Source organism: Paraclostridium dentum (assembly GCF_048568265.1).
Classification (GTDB): Bacteria; Bacillota; Clostridia; order Peptostreptococcales; family Peptostreptococcaceae; genus Paraclostridium; species Paraclostridium dentum.
Map to the genome: position 1 here is coordinate 1273339 of NZ_CP183813.1, position 19977 is coordinate 1293315.

Annotated in this window: 19 protein-coding genes; 14 read left to right on the forward strand and 5 right to left on the reverse strand. The window is 28.5% G+C overall.

Annotated elements, in window-relative coordinates; all coding sequences use genetic code 11:
* Window positions 1-54: 54 nt before the first annotated feature.
* On the forward strand, window positions 55-1482 hold the full coding sequence (gene nagE, locus ACN6I1_RS05660) for an N-acetylglucosamine-specific PTS transporter subunit IIBC (protein WP_419743042.1): 1428 nt from the start codon (window positions 55-57) through the stop codon (window positions 1480-1482).
* Window positions 1483-1511: 29 nt separating this feature from the next.
* On the opposite strand, the gene ACN6I1_RS05665 is transcribed toward nagE, so the two are convergent.
* Window positions 1512-1688, reverse strand: coding sequence for a hypothetical protein (locus ACN6I1_RS05665; RefSeq protein ID WP_419743043.1), 177 nt, complete (start codon window positions 1686-1688; stop codon window positions 1512-1514).
* A gap of 185 nt (window positions 1689-1873) precedes the next feature.
* Window positions 1874-2122 carry a hypothetical protein gene (locus ACN6I1_RS05670; RefSeq protein WP_021429117.1) on the reverse strand — a complete coding sequence of 83 codons (249 nt, stop codon included), beginning with the start codon at window positions 2120-2122 and terminating at the stop codon, window positions 1874-1876.
* A 142-nt stretch (window positions 2123-2264) separates the two neighbouring features.
* On the opposite strand from ACN6I1_RS05670, the gene ACN6I1_RS05675 reads away from it, so the two are divergent.
* Entirely contained in the window at window positions 2265-4628 is a 2364-nt protein-coding gene (locus tag ACN6I1_RS05675) for an ATP-dependent DNA helicase (RefSeq protein ID WP_419743044.1), read from the forward strand.
* 86 nt (window positions 4629-4714) lie between these two features.
* Window positions 4715-7087, forward strand: coding sequence for a transglycosylase domain-containing protein (locus tag ACN6I1_RS05680; protein ID WP_419743045.1), 2373 nt, complete (start codon window positions 4715-4717; stop codon window positions 7085-7087).
* 60 nt (window positions 7088-7147) lie between these two features.
* Here the strand turns inward: ACN6I1_RS05680 and ACN6I1_RS05685 are convergent, their stop codons facing one another.
* Window positions 7148-8143, reverse strand: a complete 996-nt coding sequence (locus ACN6I1_RS05685) for a calcium/sodium antiporter (protein ID WP_419743046.1) — start codon at window positions 8141-8143, stop codon at window positions 7148-7150.
* A 229-nt stretch (window positions 8144-8372) separates the two neighbouring features.
* Window positions 8373-9308: a magnesium transporter CorA family protein gene (locus tag ACN6I1_RS05690; protein ID WP_021432663.1), complete on the reverse strand. Its 936-nt coding sequence runs from the start codon at window positions 9306-9308 to the stop codon at window positions 8373-8375.
* A 378-nt stretch (window positions 9309-9686) separates the two neighbouring features.
* On the opposite strand from ACN6I1_RS05690, the gene ACN6I1_RS05695 reads away from it, so the two are divergent.
* The 11 genes from ACN6I1_RS05695 to rbr all read left to right on the forward strand — a co-directional run bounded on the left by ACN6I1_RS05695 (window position 9687) and on the right by rbr (window position 18730).
* Window positions 9687-10817, forward strand: coding sequence for an aldo/keto reductase (locus tag ACN6I1_RS05695; protein ID WP_419743047.1), 1131 nt, complete (start codon window positions 9687-9689; stop codon window positions 10815-10817).
* A gap of 199 nt (window positions 10818-11016) precedes the next feature.
* On the forward strand, window positions 11017-11517 hold the full coding sequence (locus tag ACN6I1_RS05700) for a QueT transporter family protein (protein WP_419743048.1): 501 nt from the start codon (window positions 11017-11019) through the stop codon (window positions 11515-11517).
* Between the two features lie 21 nt (window positions 11518-11538).
* Window positions 11539-12417 (forward strand): metallophosphoesterase, encoded by an 879-nt coding sequence (locus tag ACN6I1_RS05705; protein ID WP_419743049.1) that lies wholly within the window; start codon window positions 11539-11541, stop codon window positions 12415-12417.
* A gap of 123 nt (window positions 12418-12540) precedes the next feature.
* Window positions 12541-12966: a rhodanese-like domain-containing protein gene (locus tag ACN6I1_RS05710; protein WP_419743050.1), complete on the forward strand. Its 426-nt coding sequence runs from the start codon at window positions 12541-12543 to the stop codon at window positions 12964-12966.
* An 86-nt stretch (window positions 12967-13052) separates the two neighbouring features.
* Entirely contained in the window at window positions 13053-14264 is a 1212-nt protein-coding gene (locus ACN6I1_RS05715; RefSeq protein ID WP_419743051.1) for an ABC transporter substrate-binding protein, read from the forward strand.
* On the forward strand, window positions 14257-15114 hold the full coding sequence (locus tag ACN6I1_RS05720) for an ABC transporter permease (protein WP_419743052.1): 858 nt from the start codon (window positions 14257-14259) through the stop codon (window positions 15112-15114). The genes ACN6I1_RS05715 and ACN6I1_RS05720 overlap by 8 nt, the downstream gene beginning before the upstream one ends.
* A gap of 8 nt (window positions 15115-15122) precedes the next feature.
* On the forward strand, window positions 15123-15926 hold the full coding sequence (locus ACN6I1_RS05725) for an ABC transporter permease (RefSeq protein ID WP_419743053.1): 804 nt from the start codon (window positions 15123-15125) through the stop codon (window positions 15924-15926).
* The gene (locus ACN6I1_RS05730; RefSeq protein WP_419743054.1) at window positions 15913-16935 is read left to right on the forward strand and encodes an ABC transporter ATP-binding protein; all 1023 of its coding nucleotides are present in this window, start codon (window positions 15913-15915) and stop codon (window positions 16933-16935) included. Before ACN6I1_RS05725 ends, ACN6I1_RS05730 begins: the two co-directional genes overlap by 14 nt.
* Before the next feature lie 36 nt (window positions 16936-16971).
* Window positions 16972-17583: an NUDIX hydrolase gene (locus ACN6I1_RS05735; protein WP_419743055.1), complete on the forward strand. Its 612-nt coding sequence runs from the start codon at window positions 16972-16974 to the stop codon at window positions 17581-17583.
* An 81-nt stretch (window positions 17584-17664) separates the two neighbouring features.
* Window positions 17665-18009, forward strand: a complete 345-nt coding sequence (locus tag ACN6I1_RS05740) for a rhodanese-like domain-containing protein (RefSeq protein ID WP_419743056.1) — start codon at window positions 17665-17667, stop codon at window positions 18007-18009.
* Window positions 18010-18193: 184 nt separating this feature from the next.
* Window positions 18194-18730, forward strand: a complete 537-nt coding sequence (gene rbr, locus ACN6I1_RS05745; RefSeq protein ID WP_419743057.1) for a rubrerythrin — start codon at window positions 18194-18196, stop codon at window positions 18728-18730.
* 104 nt (window positions 18731-18834) lie between these two features.
* On the opposite strand, the gene ACN6I1_RS05750 is transcribed toward rbr, so the two are convergent.
* Window positions 18835-19890 (reverse strand): NAD(P)H-dependent flavin oxidoreductase, encoded by a 1056-nt coding sequence (locus ACN6I1_RS05750; RefSeq protein WP_114543261.1) that lies wholly within the window; start codon window positions 19888-19890, stop codon window positions 18835-18837.
* Window positions 19891-19977: the final 87 nt, after the last annotated feature.

The following is a 19977-nucleotide window of genomic DNA, read 5'->3' on the forward strand; positions in this document are numbered from 1 at the left end:
AAAACGTATAATTAATTTATAATTTAAAAAAAATTAAAAAAAGGAGGTTGTTTTATGTTAAAATTTTTACAACGTATAGGTAAGTCACTAATGCTACCTATAGCAGCATTACCTATAGCAGGTATAATGTTAAGATTAGGTCAACCTGACATTGTTGATGCACTTGGTGGCATACCGTTCTTGCAAACGATTTTACCGTTTTTTGGGGCAGCAGGATCTGCATTATTTGATAATTTACCGTTATTATTTGCATTAGGAGTTGCTGTTGGTTTTTCAGATGACCAAAATGGAGCAGCAGCACTTGCTGGGGTTATATCGTACTTTACATTGACTAATGTATCAAAACAATATTGGATAATGCATTTAAGTAAAGATGTTGTAGCTACATTAAATATATCATTTTTAGGTGGTATACTAGCTGGTTTAATAGGTGGATTATGTTACAACAAATTTAGAAAGGTAAAACTTCCTGAGTTTTTAGCATTCTTTGGAGGAAGAAGACTTGTTCCTATAATGTCAGGACTTATATCTGTTGTAATTGCCATACCTTTAGGTATGATATGGCCAACAGTTCAAGGGGCTTTAACTGATTTTTCAATGTCTATTGTTGGAATGGGAGCATTTGGAGCTGCAATTTTTGGATTATTTAATAGACTACTAATCCCTATGGGATTACATCATGTTTTAAACTCATTTTTCTGGTTCCAATTAGGAACTTATAATGGAAAAACTGGAGATATAGCTAGATTCTTTGCTGGAGACCCGAATGCAGGACATTTTATGGCAGGATTTTTCCCTATAATGATGTTTGGATTGCCAGCTGTAGCTCTTGCAATATACTTTGCAGCTAAAAAAGAAAAGAGAAAAGCTGTTGGAGGAATGTTATTATCTTTAGCACTTACGTCTTTCTTGACAGGTGTTACTGAACCTATAGAATTTTTATTTATATTCTTGTCACCAATATTATTGATTGCACATGCGATTTTAACTTCACTATCATTCTTTGTAGTAGATAGTCTAGGAATATTACATGGATTTACATTCTCAGCTGGAGCAATTGACTATTTAATGAATTTTGGACTAGCTACTAAGCCTATTACTTTATTACTGGTTGGGTTAGGAATGTCTATAATATACTTTGTTGTATTTTATTTATTAATTACAAAATTAAATTTACCAACTCCTGGTAGAGAAGAAGATTGTGATGAATTTGATCAAGATGATGCTACAGATATAACTAGTGATTTAGATTTAGCTAAAAAATATATAGAGTATTTAGGTGGAGAAGAAAATATAACTAAGGTAGACAATTGTGCCACTAGATTAAGATTAGAATTAGTAGATACTGATAAAATGAATGATAAAGCATTAAAATCTATTGGAGCCAAAGGTGTTGTAAAACTAAATAAGACAAGTGCACAAGTTATAGTTGGAACAACTGTTGAATTTGTTGCAGATGGAATGAAAAGTCTACTTAAATAATTAAAAGAGTGTCAAATGGCACTCTTTTTTTAATAATATTCATTAAAGTCGCAATCTACACTAAACTCATTAGGGCTCAATAAACCTCCAAATGATATATATAGATTATTAATCTGAGAAGCTAATCTTTTGCTTAATATCAATTTATATTCATCAACTTCAAATAATTCATCATTATCCTGTAACTCATCCAGAGTTATATGCACTCTAGCATCACATCAGAAACTTATAGTTCTAATAAATACTCTTATATATTTTTTATTAGTTTCTTGTTGTAATAGCTTATCAAGTTCTGCTTTAGCAGAATTATATATTGTTATATTCATGTCTAGCTCCTTAAGTCGAATTTACTTAATTATATAACAAGATAAATTAAATGTAAAATTAGAGGCTAAGATAATGTTTGATTATTTAAACAATTGTCGCAAACAAATCCTTCTTCAGGAAAATAATTACTTTCACTATGAGGAAATGCGTTAAGGCAGCGACAACATGTACTGTGATGATATTTAGGTATATTATAAACTTCTATACCTGGAATAGAATTAAATGTATCTAAAGTTTTAGATGCAGTAAAATAATCTTCATAAATAGATTTTGCTTCTTCAGAAGCTTTTCTTCTTAAATAACTATCGTTCATATGAACACCTCCTATTATAAATTTACATAGTTAGTATTCCTAAAAATTGTAATATGTATTAAGTAAAATTTGGTAGAGAATAGAAAAATATATAAATTTATTATATAATAAAACATAGAAAAATTTTAGAGGGACTAAAAATATGGAAAGAGAAATAAAAATATCTGTAAGAAATCTTGTTGAGTTTATAATGAGGAATGGAAGTATAGACAATACAAAGAGTGCATCTATAAAACCAATAGAAGGAACTTTAGCTCATCAAATGATTCAAAATTCATATGATGAAAATTATGATGCAGAGTACCAATTAAAATATGAATTTGAATATAAAGGAATAAGTATAAAAGTAGAAGGAAGAGCAGATGGAATATTAAAAGAAGATGGGAAGGTTATAGTTGATGAAATAAAATCTACGTTAAAGGATGTAAATGACTATAGCAAAAATATAAATCAACTACATTTAGCTCAGGCAAAGTGCTATGCATATATATACTGTATGTTAAATGATTTAGGGGCTATTTATGTACAACTTACATATTACAATCTAGAAACTAAGGAAATAAATAAAATTAGAACGCATTATGAAGTTAAAGAACTTGAAAAAGATTTTTTAAATCTTATAAATGAGTACAAATTATGGATAGATATAGAACAAAACCACATATCTAAACGAGATGAGAATATAGAAAATTTAAAATTTCCATTTGAAAACTATAGAAAAGGACAAAGAGAATTTGCGGTATACGTTTATAAAAGTATTGTAGATAATAAAAAATGTTTTGCTCAAGCTCCAACAGGAACTGGAAAAACAATTTCAACGCTTTTTCCATCTATAAAAGCTATGGGGAAGGGATATGCATCTAAAATTTTTTATTTAACTGCGAAAAACATAACAAAAGATGTATGTGAAAATAGTTTGAAATTAATGAATGAAAAAGGTTTAGATATAAAATACATAATAATATCTTCAAAAGATACTGTATGCAAAAAAGATGAAGCTAATTGTAACCCAGAATATTGTGAATATGCAAATGGATATTTTGATAGGATAAATAATGCTTTAAAGGAAATTTTAAAATATGAAAATACATACTCATATGAAGTTATACAGCATTTAAGCGAAAAATATAAACTATGTCCATTTGAACTATCTCTTGATTTAGCATTATTTAGTGACATTATAGTATGTGATTATAATTATGTTTTTGATCCAAAGGTATATTTAAAAAGATTTTTCGATACTAAAAAAAATGATTATGTTTTCTTAATTGATGAAGCTCACAATTTAGTTGATAGAACTAGAGATATGTATTCTAAATCTTTAGGCAAATTTCAGTTTGAAGAAATTAGTAAAATAATGAAAGGAAAAAATCGAAGTATTAACTATTCTATAAATAAGATAAAGTCATATTTTAAAGAAATAGATGAAGAATTAATTATATATAAGGATATGAAATTATCAAATCATATAGAAAGCAAGGACTTAGATACAGAGTTTATAAATCTTTTGAAAGCTTTGACCCAAAAAATAGATGAGTATTTAGAAGATAATTCAGAGGAAAATGAAAAACTTATAGAATTATATTTTGATGTTCATAGTTTTTTAGGAGTTGCAGAATTTTACGATGACAATTTCGTAACTATTTATGAAAAAAATGGAAAAGAAGTACTTATAAGAATTTATTGCATAGATCCATCTAGAGTTATTGAACAAAGAATGAAAAGTGCTAAATCTACAATAATATTTTCAGCTACATTACTTCCTATAAATTATTTTAAAAGTATGTATAGTGGTGAAGAAAAAGACTATTTTATAAGTTTAAATTCTCCATTTGATGTAAATAAAAGAGAGTTAATATTTGCAAATAATATAAATACCACTTATAATAGACGGTATGAAACTTGTAAAGATGTATCTAAATCTATAAAAGATTGTGTAAAAAGTAATGGTGGGAATTATATGGTATTTTTTCCATCATATAGTTATATGGAACTGGTGTACGATTACATGATTAAAAACTATACAGATTTAAATATTGAAATTCAAGAAAAGGATATGAGTGAAACTAAAAAAGAAAGTTTTTTGAAAAATTTTCAAGAAGGTAATAACTGCACTCACATTGGTTTTTGCGTTTTAGGCAGTCATTTTTCTGAAGGTATAGACCTTACCAATGATAAGCTTATAGGAGTTATAGTAGTAGGAGTTGGAATGCCACAAATAGGAGTTGATAGGAACATCATAAAAAAGCATTTTGATAAAAAAGGCTATGATGGTTTCGATTATGCATATACTTATCCAGGAATGATAAAAGTACTTCAAGCTGCAGGAAGGTGTATAAGGACAAACTCTGATAAAGGAGTAATAATGCTTATTGATAATAGATACTCTCAAGAAAAATATAAAAAAATATTTCCAAGAGAATGGTATCCGAATAAAGTAGCTAGAAAAACTGAAGATATAAGCATTATTTGTAAAAATTTTTGGAAAAATATGAAGGAGAAATAAAAATTATATGTAATAATAAAAAAAGGACTTATATTAAACTATAAAAAACCAGATTAAAATTTAAGATTGGGGGCAATAACGAAAATATGAGTGACAAAAAAGTGAAAAAGAATAGCCTTATGAAAAAAATAGCAATAGGCTTTTTAGCGATATTTGGGCTAGGAGTTGCATCAGTTAGTATATTTGTTATGGCTATACTGTTTAATACTCCAGACATAGATCCAAAAAATATGGTATTTGCAGAAAACTCTATTATATATGATTCAAATAATAAAGTTACAGAGACAATTCAAGGTGCAGAGTCAAGGTATGTAGTAAAAGATATGAATAATATACCTGATAATTTAAAAAATGCAGTGCTTGCTATAGAAGATCATACTTTTTATGAGCATCATGGTATAAATATTAAAAGAACTATAGGCGCATTTGTACAAAATATAAAATCAGGATATAAAGCACAAGGTGCTAGTACAATAACACAGCAGTTAGCTAAAAACTTATATCTAACTAATGAAAAAACATATAAAAGAAAAATAAAAGAACTTTACTACTCACTGCAGTTAGAGAAAGAGTTAGATAAAGATGAAATACTTTTATCATATTTAAACACAATGTCTTTAGGACAAGGAAATCGAGGGGTTCAAGCTGCATCTCATAACTATTTTGATAAAGATGTATCTGAATTAAGCTTAGCAGAAAGTGCTCTTTTAGCAGGTATAACTAAATATCCAAGTAAATATGCTGCTTATAAAACATCACAGCTAACAAAAGATGATGATTTAAAAAATGCACAAATAATAATCTATGCTCAAGATTATGTACCAACAGATGATGATCTTGATATGTATGAAACTTTACTTGAAAATGATAGAATTGATAAGCTTACATATGATGCCTTAAAAAAGGGTAGAAAAGTAATATATAAAGCTGAGTTTAATGAAAATTCTAAAAAGAGACAAGAAGTTGTTTTAGGAAGAATGTTAGAACTTGGATATATATCAAGAAGTGAATATGATAAAGCTATAAAAGAAGATATAAAAATTAATGTAGGAGAAGATGTTGAAAGTAAAAATTCTTCATACTTTAACTCTTTAGTTAAAAAAGATGTAGTAAAAGCTTTAGTTAAGGAAGGTTATACTGAAGATGAAGCTAAAGATATGCTATACAATGGAGGACTTAGAATTCATTCTACAATAGACTCTGATATGCAAAATATTGTAGAAAAAGAATATGAAGATGGTTCTAACTTCCCAGGAACTTATAGAGATGAAAATGGAAACTTACAACCACAATCAGCTATGGTTGTTATGGACAATAATAATGGACAAATTAAGGCAATGATAGGTGGTCGTGGAATAGGAGGAGAAAGTTTATATAATAGAGCTACAAATCCAAGACAACCAGGATCATCAATAAAACCATTAGCAGTATATATGCCACTTATGGAGAGAGCTGGACTTACTCCTTACTCAACTTTAAATGATTCACCACTTAAAAAAGTAAATGGTAGAGATTGGCCTAAGAATGCAGGTGGTTCATACCATGGTGGTGTAAGTATGGCTCAAGCCGTAAAACAATCATATAATGGTGCTGCTGTTCACGGAGCTGCAATGCTTGGTAACAGTGAATCAGAATCTATGAAAATAGTTTTAGATTCATTAAAAGATTTAGGAATAACAACTGTAGATGATGTAAGAGATAGACATTATCCTACTGCTTTAGGAGGAATGGCTCGAGGAGTATCTCCTCTTGAAATGACAGCTGCTTATGCAGCTATAGCAAATGGTGGGGTTTATGTGGAACCTACAACATTTACTAAAATAGAATTATCAGATGGAAGTTTATTACTTGATCATAAGCCTAAAACTAAGAGAGTATACTCTCAAAATACAGCTTACTACATGACTAAAATGCTAGAAGGCGTTGTTAATGATGGTACTGGTAAAAGGGCTAAATTATCAAACATGGCCGTTGCTGGTAAAACAGGAACTACAAACAGCAATAATGATGCTTGGTTCTGTGGATATACACCATATTATACTGCATCAGTTTGGATTGGTAATGACAGACTTAAATCACTTCCACAAGGAAGTAAAATAGCTACTGCTTTATGGAGAGATGTTATGGACCCTATACATGATGGGTTAGAAGGTAGAGAATTTGGAAAAGAAGGACCGTTTTCTAAAGTTGATATAAGTTACAGTGCTCCAGTAAGTACAAGACCAAAACAAGAAGAACAAGAAACAGAAGAACAACCACAACAACCAGAACAACCAACACAACCGGAACAGCCAACACAACCAGAACAACCAACACAGCCACAGCCAGAGCCGCAACCGCAACCGCAGCCAGAGCCGCAGCCAGAGCCACAGCCACAGCCAGAGCCGCAGCCACAACCACAGCCAGAGCCGCAGCCACAACCACAGCCGCAACCGCAGCAAAATGCTCCTGCAGCTTAATATTGATAATTTAATTAAATTTGATATAAAAAAAGATATAGGTTAAAACCTATATCTTTTTTAATTTTTAAGGACAACATAAACCATATATAAAATATAAGATCCTATTAATATGAGACCCTCAAACTTACTTATATCTTTCTTTCTAATGGCGAATATATAAGCTATTATAGTAACAATAATCATTATACATATATCTAAAAACAGGCTAGGATCAACTGATATAGGAGTAATAAGTGAAGATACACCAAGTATAAATAAAATATTAAATATATTTGAACCAATAACATTTCCTAAAGCTATATCACTTTCTCCCTTACTGGCAGCTACAACGGAAGTTATAAATTCAGGTAGAGAAGTTCCTATAGAAACAATTGTTAAGCCTATCATTTTTTGGCTTACTCCAAAGCTCAAGGCTATAGTAGAAGAGCAATCAACAACTAACTTACCTCCAATTATTATACCTAAAATACCTATGATAGATAAAACTATAGATTTTGATAAGGATATATTTGATTGTGTACAAGGTGAATCATTACTTGATAATTCGATATTAGTATTAGTAATTAAACTTCTATTTTTATTTCTAGAGTTAATTGAAACTTCTACTAAATAATATATAAATATACCAAAGAACATTAAAAATACTAATCCATCGCTAAGAGATAAAATAGAGTTTTTTGAGTTTTGAAAAACAAAATCATTACAAAGTATTAAAAGCGAAACTGATGAAAGTATTAAAAATGGAAATTCTTTTAAAAGTATAGATTTCTTAACCGATAAAGGTTTTATAAACGCTGACATACCTACAACACATAGAAGATTAAAAATATTTGAGCCTATAATATTTCCGAGTGCTATTCCATTTTGCCCTTCGATAGATGCAGTAATACTGACGGCGGCTTCAGGAGCACTAGTTCCAAATGCAACTATTGTAAGACCTATAAGTAAGGACGGAATCTTGAGAGACCTTGCAATACTTGAAGAACCATCGACGAAATAATCAGCCCCCTTTACTAAAAGTAAGAACCCAAATAACAAAAACACATAAACCATACAAACATCTCCCTTTTTTTATGAAATAAAAATAAAAAAGACCTTCTAAATAAGTAGAAATATTTCTACTCATTTAGAAGGTCTTGCTAACAAGATTAAACTCGCTAATTAACCGAGTGATTATCACTGGTATGACGACTAATTAACACCTAAGTGTAAGCTACTCCCCTTCTAGGGAATTTAATTTTATAATTTAATTATATTCAAATTTTGGAAAATGTCAACTGATTTATAATAATTTATTTCTAGACATTATAAATGTAAGAATTAAACACATAATACATGTAATTAAAATAACAAGCCAGAACCCACTAGGATGATGTTCAAATGGCAATCCAGGTACATTCATACCGAAAAATCCAGATACAATAGTAGGTATAGACATTATAAGCGTAATAGATGTTAGAAATTGCATAACTGTATTTTGGTTATTACTAACAATAGCACTAAATGCATCCATTATTCTACTTAAAATATCTCCATAAATAGTAGCCATTTCTAAAGCCTGTTTGTTTTCTATAATAACATCTTCAAGTAAGTCTTCATCTTCTGAATACTTTTTAATAGATTCTGTTCTAAGCATTTTGTTAAGAACAAGTTCATTTGCTTTTAGTGAAGTTGAAAAATAGATCAGAGATTTTTCAAGTTCTAGTAACTGAACTAATTCTTTATTTTTCATAGACTTGTATATTTCTTTCTCTATGGCTATAGTCATTTTATTTATTCTTCTTAGATAATGTAAATAATAACTAGCATTTTTATAAAGAATTTGAAGAATAAATCTAGTTTTTTTGAAAGTGAAAAAATCTTTAACATGTCCAACTATAAAGTCATTTAAGATTTTTGTTTGACCTATACATACTGTAACAATAGTATCATCTAAAAGAATAATACCAAGTGGAATAGTAGAGTAGTGAGTAGAAGATGCATCACTTTCATCTACAGGTATATCTATAAGTATTAAAATATGATTATCTTCAATATCTATTCTAGAACGTTCTTCTTCATCGAGTGCAGCTCTAACACTTTCTATATCAACATTAAGCTTTGCAGAAATTTCAAGTATTTCAGCTGTACTAGGTTCAACTAAGTTAACCCAACAACCACTTTCAAATGATTTTAATTTTTCAAGTTTAGAGTCGATAGTTTTATAGTATCTTATCATTTGATCACTCCTTTATTCAGTTTTAAAGCAATCACTTAAGTATTATCTACATAATTGCTTAAACATATAATTGAATAAAGGCATTAAGCAATAATTAAGATTCATTAAGTGATTTAATAAACAAACATATCCGCAATGGAATACTGTCCATTTTTTATACCACTCCTTTATATATTATTTTTATTAAAAAAGACCACATCGGCATCACTGCTTAAGAGGTCAGATAAACTAATAATATCATATATTAATTTTTAATACAATAAAAATACCTTATTAAATTATGTGTAAATTAAAAAATATATAAGCATAAAATGTTAGTATATTGGAATATGTTATTTATTGTATAATTTAATTAAATTAAATTTAGGAGGGGTAGATATGAGATATAGGGAATTTGGAAAAACAGGGGAAAAAATATCTATTTTAGGATTTGGGTGCATGAGATTTCCTCAAATAGATGGGAAAATTGATGAAGAAAAAACTATTGAGATGGTTAGGTATGCAATTGATAATGGTGTAAACTACATAGATACTGCATACCCATATCACAATGGAGAAAGTGAAATTGTAGTAGGAAAAATTTTAAAGAATGGATATAGAGAAAGAGTTAATCTTGCAACTAAATTACCATCTTGGGAAATTAATTCAAGAGAGGATATGGATAAATATTTTAATGAACAATTAGAAAAACTTCAAACAGAACAGATAGACTTTTACTTGATTCATGCACTAGATAAAGGTCTATGGGATAACTTAGTTGAAAATAATATATTTGATTTTTTAAATGAAATAAAGAAAAGTAAAAAAGTAAGATATGTAGGATTCTCTTTTCATGATAAGTATGAAGTATTTAAAGAAATAATAGATTCGTATGATTGGGATTTTACACAAATTCAATATAACTATTTAGATGAAGAATACCAAGCAGGGACTAAAGGCCTTGAGTATGCAAGTGAAAAAGGTATGGGAGTTATTATAATGGAGCCTCTTAGAGGAGGAAAGCTTGCTAATAATTTGCATAATGATATATTAGAAATAATTAACAAATCAGATAGCAAAAAATCTCCAGCTCAATGGGCTTTTAAATTTTTATACAATAAGCCACAAATAGGAATTGTTCTTAGTGGAATGTCAAATATGGAACAGGTTGCTGATAATATAAGAATATGTAACGAGGATGGAGTTGCAGATTCTATGAACGTAGAAAGTGAAAGGATAATAGAAGCATTAAGAGATACATTAAAGTCTAAAATAAAAATAAATTGTACGGATTGTAAATACTGTATGCCATGTCCAAATGGTGTTAACATACCTGCTTGTTTTGAATGTTTAAATAATTCATCGATGTTTAATGATATAGAAGGGATAAAAAACAATATGTATAAATATTTAATAGAGCAAGATGCTGATGCATCTAAATGTATAGAATGTGGTAAGTGTGAAAAAAGTTGTCCTCAACATATTGATATAATAAATAAATTAAAGAAAGTTAAAGAAACATTTGAGTAATTAACTCTATTGAAAAAAAAGTATTTTTTTGATAATATATAAATTATCTTAAAACTTAAAAAGACAGTTCGAAAGCCTCCTGTCTTTAAACAAAACTATGGTTAAGTCTTGAAATATAATATTTATATTATTATTTAGATTATAAAACCGTAGATTTTTCTGCGGTTTTTTAGATTTTAGGACTTAAAGGAGAAATTTTATGACGACAAATATAAAAAAATTAGTTACAACAGCATTAGTTGCAGCTATATATGCAACTTTAACATTGGTATTAGGAGCTATAAGCTATGGACCAATACAATTTAGAGTGGCAGAAATTATGGTATTACTTCCATTTATAAAAAAGGACTATATATGGGGATTAACGATAGGATGTTTTTTAGCTAACATTATAGGGCCTTATGGAGTACCAGATATAATTTTTGGGACAACTGCAACATTTTTAAGTGTATATGCAGTTTATTTGACTAGTCAAATGATGGATGGTAAAAAATATGCTTTATTAGTATCATCAATTTGGCCTACTGTTATAAATGCTATAATAATAGGCATAATGCTTAATATATTCTTTGGATTACCACTTATTTTATCTATGGCACAAGTTGGATTTGGACAATTTGTAGTTATAACAATAATAGGTGTACCGCTGTATAAATCATTAGAAGGTAAATATTTTAAAATATTAAAAGATGCATTTTAATATAATCAGAAAGGAAATATTATGTTTACGCAAGTTTTATTAGGCTCAACCATAGTTTTAGGAGCAACTTTGTTTTTAAATAGAGAGATAAATAGTTTAGAAACTACTAGATATGAAATAAAAAATAAAAAGATACCAAAAGAATTTAATAATTTTAAAATTGTTCAAGTAAGTGATTTACATAATAAAACATTTGGGAAGAACAATGAAAAATTATTAAAAAAAATTCATGAAGAAGAACCTGATATAGTAGTTATAACAGGAGATTTAGTAGAAGGCGATAAAAATAACTTTCATGTTTCATTAAATTTTTTAGATGAACTAACTAAGAGTTATGAAGTTTATCACATAATAGGAAATCACGAACAAAAGTCTTTAATAAAAAAATATAAAAAAGAATATGAACTTTATTTTAAGGAACTTAGTAAAAAGCCGATTATAAATTTAGAAAATGATAAAGTGATAATAAATAAAGATAATTCTAGCCTAAATATTTTTGGACTTATAATTCCGTTAGAAAAATATCCTTATTTTTTCAAAAATTTTAAAAACAGAAAAGAAGGATTAGATAAGGACTTTATAAAAAAATCATTAGGGGAAATAGATAAAAATGAATATAATGTGATGTTAGCACATACTCCATTTTTCTTTGAAGATTATAGTGATTATGGAGCTGATCTAGTATTATCAGGTCATGTTCACGGAGGTATAATAAGGCTACCACTATTAGGTGGAGTTCTTTCTCCTAATAGAGAATTTTTCCCTAAGTATGATTTTGGAAACTACAAAAAAGATGATACAACAATGATACTAAGTAAAGGATTAGGAGGATCTAAAGTTCTTATAAGATTTAACTGTAGACCTGAGATAGTTAGTATAACTTTAAGAAGTGAATTATAGTTTTTTTCTATGTGGTTATGGAAATATATAGAAAAAAACTATAATAAACAAATTGTAAGTTTGATATAATTGAATAAGAAATTTAGAATTTTATGACGAATTATGAAGCAAAGGGGAATAGCTATGAAATTAAATAAAAAAATAAGTGTTATAATTGCAGGGGTATTAATTACATTTAGTATTGGAAGTTTAGTTGGATGTACTCAAAACTCTGATAAGGATGATAAAACATCAGCCAAATATGAAAATATAAATGCAAAAGAAACTGAGGATTTATTAGCTACTGGAGATGATATAGCTGTTGTGGATGTTAGAACAAAAGGTGAATTTAACACAGGACATATAGATAAGGCTATGAATATAGATTTTGATAATTTTGAAAATAATTTAACTATATTAGACGATTATAAAGAAAAACCAGTTCTACTTTATTGTAAGACAGGAAATAGAAGTGAAAAGGCAGCAAAAATTTTAGAAAAGCATGGTTTTACAAAAGTATATAATGCTACAGACGGTGTTGAAGAGCATGATTACAAATTAGTTAAGTAAGTCAATAAAAATAACCTCCCAGCTTTATAATATTTAGTTGGGGGGTTATATTATTATTATAAATAAAACAACAGAGGAGGAACAAAATGAAAAAAATTATTGCCTTGGGAATAACGATATCCCTATTGTTTTTAGTTGGATGCAGTAATGGAAAGGCTACGAGCCAATCGGATGAGCACCTTTTAAGCAAAAACTATGAAGAAATTGAAAAAAGTGCAAAAGGAAGTACTGTTAACTTTTATGGATGGGGAGGAAATGAAGTACTGAATAAATGGTTTGATAATTATGTAATCCCAAACATGAAAGAAAAATACGATATAAATGTAAAAAGAGTAGGTATGGATATAGATACCATAATGAATCAATTAATATCTGAGAAACAAGTTAAAAATGATAAAGGAAATATAGATGTTTTTTGGATAAATGGAGAAAACTTTAAAACGGCAAAAGATAATGAACTTTTATTTGGACCATTTACTAAAAAAATAGAAAACTATGAAAAGTATGTTGATACGAACTCAAAAGACATAACAACTGACTTTGGTACACCTGTAGACAACATGGAGTCTCCGTGGGGAAAAGCTTCATTTACAGTACTAAAAAACTCAGATAAAGTAAGTGAGAATATAGTAGACACTAATACATTAAAAGAAGCTATAGTGAAAAATCCAGGTAAATTTACATATCCAGCGCCACCAGATTTTACAGGAAGTGCATTTGTAAGAAATGTAATATATGATACAGTAGGTTATGAAAATTTAAAGGATTTACCTGAAGATGAAGCTGTAGTTAAAAAAGCAATTCAACCAGCGATAGACTATTTAAAAGAAATAAAGCCTTATTTATGGAATGAAGGAAAAACTTATCCATCTACGATAGCCCAACTAGATAATATGTATTCTGATGGAGAAGTTAATTTCAGTATGACTTACGCTCCGAATGAAATTGAAGGTAAGATAAACTCTGGAGAATTTGATAAAAGTACTGAATTTATAAACTTTGATAAAGGGAATATATCTAATACTCACTTTTTAGCAATACCTAAAAACTCATCAAATAAAGCTGGTGCAATGGTACTAATAAATTACTTAACAAGTGTAGATGCACAAGCCTCTAAAAGTGAATCTAAAAACTGGGGTGATATGACTATATTGGATTTAAATAAGATACCTAAAGAAGATAAATCAAAATTTAAAAACTCAGTACAAATAAAAAATTCAGTTCCAGAAATTAAAGCAAGTATAGTGCCTATAATAGAAAAGATATGGGTAGAAGAGGTAGCTAACTCTAATGAGTAAAATAAAACCATATTTGCTTATTGCTCCAGCCGCATTACTATTATTATTTATAATGGGGGTAGGAATTTGCACATGCATATTGCAAAGCCTAGGATATTTCCCTTTAATTGGATTAAATAGTATAACTTTTGATTACTACAAAGAGATATTATCTAATCAACAATTTATAAACTCATTAATATTAAGTTTAAAAATATCGACAATTTCATCATTAATAGCAACTATAATAGGAGTTTTGTTAGCATATTTAATGACAAAAAGTAGGTTTTCTAAGTTAAGATATTTTTTATTAAACTTGCCTATTATAGTCCCACATATAATAGTTGTAATGCTTGCATTTGCTGTGTTATCTAAAACAGGTATAATAGCAAGGGTATTATATAATTTGAATTTAATAAAGGATTCTAGTGAGTTTGTAAGCCTAGTAAATGACAAAGCTGGTATAGGAATAATGATTGTATATATATATAAGGGAATGCCATTTATAGCGATTACAGTGTATAATATATTGAAGAGTTTAGATGTTAAGTTAGAAGATGTAGCGCTAAATTTAGGGGCTAATAAATTTCAAGTACTTAAATTGGTAATAATGCCACAGATAATGCCTACAATACTTTCATCATTCATTGTAATATTTGCGTTTTCGTTTGGATCATTTGAAGTACCATATTTAATTGGGGCTACAAATCCTAAAGCGCTTCCTGTTAATGCATATATAAACTATATAAATACAGATTTAGCTCAAAGACCTTTATCAATGGCTATGAATAGTATATTAACTGGTATAAGTTTTATATTATTAATATTATACAATTTAATTTTTACTAAATTAAAGAAAAATAAATTATAGGTGATCGTATGAAGAAACAATTAAAAAATCTAATTATAAATATAATATTAATTTCGTTATTAATGCCTTTAATAATACTTTTTATTTGGGCTATATCTTCATCGTGGGTATTTCCTAAAATTTTACCAAGTGAGTTTTCAATGAGAGGTTTTGAATACATTTTGAGTGGTGAAAACATAAATGTATTAATAAACAGCATACTTATATCTATATCAGTTGTAATTTTAACTATGATTATATGTATACCGGCATCTAAGGCTATAGCACTTTATGAATTTAAAGGCAAAAAATTATTCGAGTTATTAGTTTTATCTCCTATAATAATACCTGTCATATCTGTAGCTATGGGAATACAATTAACTTTTATTAAGATGGGATTAGCAAATACTGTACTAGGAGTGATTATTATAAATGTAATTCCATGTATACCATATGGAGTTAAAATGATAACGGATGTGTATAAATTAATAGGTGATAAATATGAACTACAAGCTAATATGCTAGGGGCTAAAAAATTAGATACTTTAAGGTATGTTACAATTCCACTGATACTTCCAGGTATAATAGGAGCATCCAGCATGTGCTTTATAATATCTTTTAGTCAATATTTTTTAACTTTACTAATAGGTGGAGGAAGTGTAATTACGTATCCTTTAATAATGTTTCCTTATATACAAAGTGGAGATAGAATGATATCTTCTATATATAGCATAGTGTTTATATTAATAAGTTTGATTGTAGTAGCTTTAATGGAATGCAGTATACGCAAGTACTATAGTAATGATAAGGAGATAAAAAATGTCATCAGTTAAAATTGTTAACTTAACAAAACAATTTAACAATGTAAATATATTAGAAAATATAAATTTAGAAATACATCAAGGTGAGTTAATAACTCTTCTTGGAAGATCTGGTTGTGGCAAAAGTACGACGCTTAAACTAATAGCAGGGCTTATAAATCCAGAAAGTGGGGATATTTTATTTGATGGAAAATCAGTTTTAAATTTTAAAACACAGGATAGAAATGCAGTAATAGTATTTCAAGACTATTCTTTATTCCCACATATGAGTGTATTTGAAAATATAGAATTTGGACTTAAAGTTAACAAAATAGATAAGAATTTACGAAAAAATAAAGTTTTAGAACTTATAAACTTAGTAAAATTAACAGGGTTAGAAGATAAATATCCTAATGAATTATCTGGAGGTCAGCAACAAAGGGTTGCGATTGCAAGGTGTCTTGCTGTAAATCCTAAAATATTATTGTTAGATGAGCCATTTTCAAGTTTAGATATAAATTTGAGGGGGGAAATGAGGGAGTTTATCTTAAAAATACAAAAAGACTTAGGAATAACTACTGTACTAGTAACTCATGATAAGGAAGAGGCACTAATGATGAGCGATAAGATAGCAGTTATGATAGATGGACGTGTAGCTCAATTTGATACTCCTAGAAATTTATATGAAAACCCCAACTCAAAAGAAGTGGCAAACTCTTTTGGAGAAAGAAATTACATCATTGGAGATATAGATAATGGTCAATTTAAATCTAGTGTATTAAATCTAGATTTAAATGTTAAAGAAAGTATATATAATGTAGAGCTAATGATTTCAAAAGAGGATATAAATATATGTGATTTAGGATATGAAACAGGAATTGAAGGTACGGTTGAAAGTAAGATTTATGCAGGAGACATAACGTATTATAATGTGAAAGTTAAGGGTTCATTATTAAAAGTGAGTTCTAATAATGGTTCATATGAAAAAGGGGAACATGTAAAATTAGAAGTGAATCTTAGAAATGTAGTATACTTTAAATAGATAATATTTACATATTAAAACTAATGGAGGTGCTTTATGGTAGACAATAGAATAAAAAAATTAAAACCACTTGCTGAAACTAAGTTTTTAAGTATCTATGATGCAACATATACTAATAAATTAGGAAATGAAAATAACTGGATGATAGCATCTAGAAAAGGATATGAAAATTTATCAGAAAAATATTTCAAAGGTAAAAAAGATGATGTAGATGCTGTTGTTATAGCCGCGTTTCATAAGGAAATTAAAAAGTTAGTAATTGTTAAACAATTTAGAGTGCCATTGAATGATTATGTATATGAACTGCCAGCGGGATTGGTAGAGAACAATGAGAATATAGAGATTGCAGTAAAAAGAGAGTTAAAAGAAGAAACGGGACTTAACCTGTTAGAGATAAACAAAAACTTAGGAAACAATCAATTATACTTATCTCCAGGTATGACTGAAGAAAGCGCGAGTCTAGTTTATTGTTTATGTGATGGTGAATTAAGTACTGAATATTTAGAAGAAGAAGAAGATATTAAACCTATGTTAGTTAGTAGGGAAGAAGCTAAAAAACTATTAGAGAAAAATGTGAAAATGGATATAAAAGCATTTATGACATTACAAAGTTTTGTTTTATTTGGAGATGATTTTTTTAAGTTTTAATTATGTGATAAAGTCACAGAAAAAAATTTATTTAAATTATAAAATAAGTTTAATAAATTTAATAGGGTAAAGGAGTACTTTATGGGATTTTTATCAAACTTATTTAAAAATAATAAATACAAAAACATAAATGAAAATGAATTAATTGATTTATTAACAAATAATAAAAATTGTATAATAATAGATGTAAGAACTGCTCAAGAATTTAAAAGTGGACATATAGAAAAAGCAAAAAACATATCTGTTAGTGAGTTAAGATCGAAAGTTAATTCAATAATAAAATACAAACATAATGACGTAATTCTTTATTGCGCTTCTGGGGCTAGAAGTAAGTCTGCAGCCGATTTTTTATACAAAGAAGGATTTGAAAATATATACAATTTAAAAGGTGGAATGGGTTCATATTTAAATGCAAAAAGGAAATAAAGAAGATGATTTAATAAAATCATCTTCTTTATTTTATATTACAAAAAACTATTAAATAAAAAATGTAAATAAAGTAGTAAATCTTACTATATTGACTAAGTTTGACTAATGGTATATAATACCACCTGTAGAGGGTTAATGAAAACGTACCCCAACAAATATAGTGAATATTTGGAGGCTAGCTATGGATATAAAAGGGACTAAAACTGAAAGAAATTTAGCTACAGCTTTCGCAGGAGAATCTGAAGCTAGAAATAAATACAGTTTTTATGCATCACAAGCAAAAAAAGAGGGCTATAATAAAATAGCAGACTTTTTTGAAGAAACTGCAAAAAATGAAATGGCACATGCAAAAATGTGGTTTAAATTACTTCACGAAGGAATTAAATCAACAGAAGATAACTTAAAAGATGCGGCAGCCGGAGAACATTATGAATGGGTAAGTATGTACGAAAAGTTTGCACAAGAAGCAGAAGAAGAAGGCTTTGATCAAATAGCATTCTTATTAAGATCAGTAGGTTCTATAGAAAAAGAACATGAAAAAAGATATAATGAACTACTTAAGGCTTTAGAAGATGATAAAATTTTCAAAAAAGATGAAGTTGTAGAGTGGAGATGTCAAAACTGTGGACATTTACACAAAGGTACAGAAGCACCAGAAGTTTGTCCTGTATGTCAACATCCAAAAGCATTTTTTGAAATAAAAGCTGATAAGTTTTAATATTGTTAATTTTAAATTTTAGGTTTATATACATATTATGTAAGAAGAAAATATAGATATAAAAATATGGGTGTTTCTAATAGAAACACCCATATTTAAGTTTATTATAGTTTAGATGTTAATTCATCAATAACTTCAGATACATTTTTTAATCGATCAACCTTATAAGCGTTACTTCCACAAAATAATAGACCGTTTTCAATATCGCCACGAACTGCATCTATAAGTGCCTTAGAAATACAATAAGGTGTATTACTTGGATTACAAGGGATTAAGCAATTATAGCATTTTTTAATTTTTCTGCCTTCAGAACTAACTGACTTAATAAAACTATTTCCAATTGCACGCCCAGGCATTCCAACAGGGCTTTTAACTATCTTTATATCATCTTGACTAGCGTTTACGTAAGTCATTTTATACTCATAAGCCGCATCACATTCATGAGTAGCTACGAATTTAGTTCCTACCTGAACCCCACTTGCACCCATATCTATGTATTTCTTTACGTCATCGCCCGTAAATATACCACCAGCAGCTACAACCGGAATATTTTTATTAAATTTATCTCCATAGTTTTTAGCTATGTCTAAGATTTTAATAAATTCACCATCATAATCTATGTTGTCTATATTATCTAAATCATCATTATGATAACCTAAGTGTCCACCAGCTTTAGGACCTTCAACTACTATTAAGTCTGCAGTAGTATTTTCCTTTCTATCCCACATTTTTAAAATAACTCCTAATGCCTTAGATGTGGAAACTATAGGTGCTATTTTAACAGAACTACCCTTAACAAGTTTAGGTAAGGCAGTAGGAAGTCCTGCTCCAGAAATTATTAAATCTACTCCAGATTCTATACAAGTTTTAACATGATCTTCATAATAATTCATAGCGACCATAAGATTTACACCTATTATACCACCTTTAGAAATTTCCTTTGCTTTTAATATATGTTTTTTTAATGCTCTTAAATTAGCTTTAAGAGGATTTATTTCAAAATCATCTTCGTCATAACCTACCTGTGCACCAGATATAACTCCAACACCACCACAACTAGCTACTGCACCGGCAAGAGATGATCTAGAGACACCAACTCCCATTCCGCCTTGTACTACAGGCACTTTAGCAATTAAATCTCCTATTATTAATGGTTTCATTAATTTCCTCCAAAAAAATAATTTTACTAGATTATTATATTAAGTATTAGTACCTAGTAATAATTAAATTATACTATAAAATTAAAA